Below are 4,799 nucleotides of genomic sequence, written 5' to 3' on the forward strand. Positions count from 1 at the left end.
CGATTGGATGTGCTCCTCGAGCAACCGCACCATCTCCTGGTATAAATCGGGCCGGGTCGTCCGCAGATCCTGTTTCTCGTAAGGATCCGTGGCCAGATCATAGAGTTCGTCCGGCGGCTGCTTGCCTCGCTGCGGGGCAGGCCGGACGAGCTTGTAATTCCCACGCCGGGCGGCGTAACTGAAGACACCCCCTTCCAACCGAACCCAGAACAGGTCCCGCGTTGGCAAGCGATTCTTTTCTCCTTTCCAGATCGGCAGCAATGTCACCCCGGAGCGTCCTTCCGGCGCCGGCACACCTGCCGCATCGAGGATGCTGGCGAACAAGTCCATGGTGAGGGCCACCGCGTCACTCTGGCTCCCTGGCGCTATCTGACCGGGCCAGCGCACCACTGTCGGTACGCGGATACCGCCTTCATACATCGTCCCTTTGCCGGAGCGATAGGGGCCGTTGCGGGCCCCCACATCAAGCTGGCCCCCGTTGTCGCTGGTGAAAATGACAAGCGTTTCTTCGGCAAGACCGGTTTTCTCCAAAGTGCTCAGCACCTCGCCCACCCCCCAGTCCAAATGCTCGATGAGTGCCGCCAATTTGGCCCGTCGTTCTGGAACATCGGGATGCCGCTGGCGGTAGCGCTGGAGCCATTCCTGCGGCGGTTGGATGGGAACGTGGGGGGCATTGTAGGCCAGGTAGAGGAAAAACGGTTGGCCGTGCCGGGCTGATTCCGCGCGGGACTCGATGTACTCACAGGCCCAGCGGGTAAAAAGGTCGGTGGCATGCCCGGCCGGATCGATCTCCGTTTCGTTTTCCCGCATGTAATTGATTCCATGACGGCGATGGTTGAAATAGTCGTCCATCATGTCGCCCAGAAAGCCGTGAAAATAGTCGAATCCCCGGGCGGTGGGGATGTTGGGGCGATCCAGGCCCAAATGCCACTTGCCCACCAGCGCTGTGTGATACCCAGCCCGCGCGAGAAACGCCGGGAGCAGTTCCACCTGCGGATTGAGATAACCCCAGGAATTGTTGCTGTGCGTGCGGATAACTCCCGGCACTCCCACCGCATCGGGATAGCAGCCGGTCAGCAGCGAAGCCCGGGTTGGTGAGCACACCGGGCAATTGGCGTAAAAATTGACCATCCGCATGCCTTCCCGCGCAAGGCGGTCCACGTGAGGCGTCTCCAGGTCCGGGGCTCCAAAGCACCCCAAATCACCCCAGCCCAAATCATCCGCCAGGATGACGACGATATTGGGACGTCCTTTCGACTCGGCCCGGAGAGTACGGTTGCCGAGAATGACTCCCAACACGAAAAACGCGATCAACCCAATTCGCATGCATCTGATCATGGCTGCGCTCCTTTGCTGGCAAGTTCCCCGTCATGCCTGCCGAGGCCGACACCGAGCTTCGCGCTCCGCTGGGTGTTCGATTGACATCCGGCCGACGCGTGTATTACTATACCAGGCGTCTGGGGTGGAGGGACACCGTGTTGCACGCAACTGGCACCGTTCAACACGGCAGTATACGAGAAACCGCCACGCATTGGGGAGGGACTGAATCATGACGGGTGAGCTCAATCGGCGCGAATTTGTGCAGGGGACCGTCGCAGCGGCGGCCAGCACCGCTCTGGGGCTGCAGGGGACATTCACGGTGAGGGCTGGCAATCCCGAGAATGTGGATACCAGCAAAATCCTCAATTACAACCCCGAGATGGAATACCGCCGCTGTGGAAAGACCAACCTGATGATCTCCGCCGTGTGTCTCGGGGGACACTGGAAACGGCTCAACAAAGTTGTCCCCGATTCTTTTCAAGGGGGAAACTGGCTGGGAGCGGCGATCGACGATCCGGACTTCCAGAAGAATCGCTACGATGTGGTCACCCGCTGCATCGAACGCGGCATTAATTACATCGACGCATGCACCGGCCAGGAGGTCCTGGCGTATGCCCGGGCATTGAAAGGCCGCCGCGACAAGATGTACCTGGGCTATTCCTGGTACCAGCGGGAAGTCCGCTTCCGCGAATGGCGGACACTCGAGAAGCTCAAGCAGAGTCTCGACATGGGTCTGAAAGAGGCCGGTCTCGACTACGTGGATGTCTGGCGGATCACCTGCCACGAGCAGAGCAGCCGCCATACGGAGGCCGAGATCGAGGCCGTGATCGCCGCCCTGGAATGGGCCAAAAAGACAGGTCGGGCCCGATTCACGGGCATCTCCTCTCACGACCGTCCCCATATCAAGATGCTCCTTGAGAAGTATCCCGAGCAATTAGAGGTCATCTGCACGCCGTACACCGCCAAGACAAAGGTGGTCACCGATGAAACCGGCCTGTGGGCCACCATGCAGAAGCAGGACGTGGGCTGGTTCGGCATCAAGCCGTTCGCCAGCGGCTCCCTGTTCAAAGGGGACAGCTCACCCAACAGCCCGTATCGGGAGGAGGATGATCGCATCGCCCGCTTGACCATTCGCTACATCCTCTGCAATCCCGCGATCACGGCCCCTATCCCGGGAATGATCACGCCCGAACAGGTGGACAACGTCGCGCGTGCCGTCAAGGAGCGTCGCGAACTGGATCAGGAAGAAAAAGCCCTGCTGGAACGGGAGATGGACCGCGTCTGGGCCGAGTTGCCCTATCATTACCGCTGGCTGAAAGACTGGGAATACGTGTAGGATTCTGACGTCTTTCTATTCCTCTAGGTAATCAAGACGGGCGAAAGGTTTTTTAATCCTTTATCCTCGCCCACGCAAAACGTACGGGCCAAACGTTTTTCGTTCCAACGCCTTCGGAGGGGCACGCTCGTCGTGCCCGGTGAAAGCCGATGGATCATGCATGTTGGAAAAACGAACCTGACGAGTAGGGCCCTCCAAAAGAAAGCGGACGTGACAGGCACGTCCCTCCGAGGAGGTAGGGGCCATTCATGAACTGCCCCTACCAGTGCGCTCTCGTGGTCTCGGCCAAGGACCGTAAACGGTTTGGTTGTGAAGGCTAAAGCCTTCACCGAAAAGCGGCGATAAATCGCCGCACTCCATATGGAGTGCGGGGCTTTAGCCCCGCTTTCAGCGTGGGACTTCAGTCGCCGCGCAAAGGCAATGGATAATCGAACCTCGAATCACGGACCCGACAAGCGGGTCCCTCCGAAGCGCGCGGCATGCGTTTTCCCGGTAGGGGCGATTCATGAATTGCCCCTACCGTTCAACCAGCGGAATCCGGACGTGATAAGCACCCACCCCCGAAAAAAACGGACCCGACGAGCGGGTCCCTGCGGAAAAAGGTCGGAGGGGCACGCTTGTCGTGCCCGTTAAAAAAGGGACGGACTATCCAACGTCGGAAAAGCGGACCCGACAGGCACGTCCCTCCGGAAGACACGCCTCCGGAGGCGGGGACAAAGTGGGGCTCGGTCAGGAAGGGGGGAACCCTTGACTCAGCCCTGTCGCTGCGCTCTCTTATAAGAGTACGTGGCATTTGAGGAACCGCATTCGAAGACAGGAGCGCGAGGTGACGACAAATCTCCCCAATATTCCGGTGGCTGTGACGGTGGCCGGTTCGGACTCCTCCGGAGGGGCCGGCCTTCAGGCGGATTTGAAGACGTTCCATCATTTCGGGGTCTATGGAGCGAGCGTGGTGACGCTCCTGACCGCGCAGAACAGCCGGGGGGTTTGGGCTGTCCAAACACTCGAGCCCCAGTTTGTCCTTGCCCAATGGGACGCCGTCACGGAAGAACTTCTCCCGCAGGCGGTCAAGACGGGCGCGTTGGGCACGCCGGAGATCATCAATGCGGTGGCCGACCGCCTCCAGGCACTCTCCTGTCCGCTCGTCGTCGATCCTGTCATTCTCAGCAAGAGCGGCAGTCTCCTCCTCGACGAGGAAGGTGTGCGGGCGATGCGGGACATTCTGTTTCCCCTTGCCACCCTCCTCACGCCGAACCTGCGGGAAGCGGAATTGCTTACCGGAACATCCATCTCCGATTTACGCGCATTGGAGAAAGCCGCGGCCACCATCGCCCAGTGGGGTCCCCGGCACGTGCTGGTCAAAGGTCCGGGCGTCGATGGCGAAGCCGTAGACGTCCTCTTTTCCGACGGTCGTTTCGTGTGGTTCCATCGTGAACTCGTTCCCCAGGCTCAAACGCACGGCTCTGGCTGCGTGTTTTCGGCGGCCATCACGGCACTGCTGGCTCAGGGCAAAGAACTGCTGGAAGCGATCGACGTGGCGAAAAGTTTTGTCACACACGCCCTGCAGCAGGCGACCGCCGTGGCCAGCGGCTTCCAGCCAATGAATCTTCACGTGCCGATTCCTCCCGGAGAGCGACGGGCATAAACTCAAAGAGGGATGAGTCGAAGACGGGCCCGACGCGCACAGGAGAACAACAGCGTTTGACCAACCGTGGTCCGCTTCCTGTGGCGCAGCTCGAGCGTTCCATAAACGTGCAGGTTTTATGAGGAGATCGGCCGATGGATCTCTCATCAGTGGGAAAGATGCTGATTCTGCTGGGCCTGGTGGTGATGGTCCTTGGGGTTATTCTCTGGCTGCTTCATTTCGTACCCCTGCAGGTGGGACGACTGCCGGGCGATATCCACATCCGCGGTGAACGATGGTCTTTTTATTTTCCCATCACAACCTGCATTCTTCTGAGCATCGTGCTCACCATCGTGCTCAACGTCGTGCTGCGGCTCATGCGGTGAGTCGCGGAAAGATTGGTTGTTTGAGGAGAGCACGTTCCCTTGGCAACCCGTGACAGCAGGATCGAAACAGCCCGGATGGTCCAGTTTCCGCCACAAGATTCCCCATCAGCAGCCCGAGACACCAGGCGGATTC

General features: G+C 59.8%; 4 protein-coding genes. 3 read left to right on the forward strand and 1 reads right to left on the reverse strand.

Features of this window, described 5'->3' with window-relative positions; translation table 11 throughout:
• Positions 1–1,338 (reverse strand): sulfatase (locus H5U08_RS10355; protein ID WP_297032740.1); only part of this gene is annotated, 1,338 nt, incomplete at its 3' end.
• 211 nt (positions 1,339–1,549) lie between these two features.
• Here H5U08_RS10355 and H5U08_RS10360 point away from each other — a divergent pair.
• From H5U08_RS10360 to H5U08_RS10370, 3 genes are all read left to right on the forward strand, one after another.
• Positions 1,550–2,656, forward strand: a complete 1,107-nt coding sequence (locus tag H5U08_RS10360; RefSeq protein WP_297032742.1) for an aldo/keto reductase — start codon at positions 1,550–1,552, stop codon at positions 2,654–2,656.
• Between the two features lie 826 nt (positions 2,657–3,482).
• A complete protein-coding gene (gene thiD / locus H5U08_RS10365; protein WP_297032744.1) occupies positions 3,483–4,301 on the forward strand; it encodes a bifunctional hydroxymethylpyrimidine kinase/phosphomethylpyrimidine kinase in 819 nt (272 codons plus the stop codon).
• Between the two features lie 134 nt (positions 4,302–4,435).
• Complete coding sequence (locus tag H5U08_RS10370) at positions 4,436–4,666, forward strand: DUF2905 domain-containing protein (RefSeq protein WP_297032745.1); 231 nt, start codon at positions 4,436–4,438, stop codon at positions 4,664–4,666.
• Positions 4,667–4,799: the final 133 nt, after the last annotated feature.

The sequence above is a fragment of the Thermogutta sp. genome (assembly GCF_014359955.1).
Taxonomy (GTDB): Bacteria; Planctomycetota; Planctomycetia; order Pirellulales; family Thermoguttaceae; genus Thermogutta.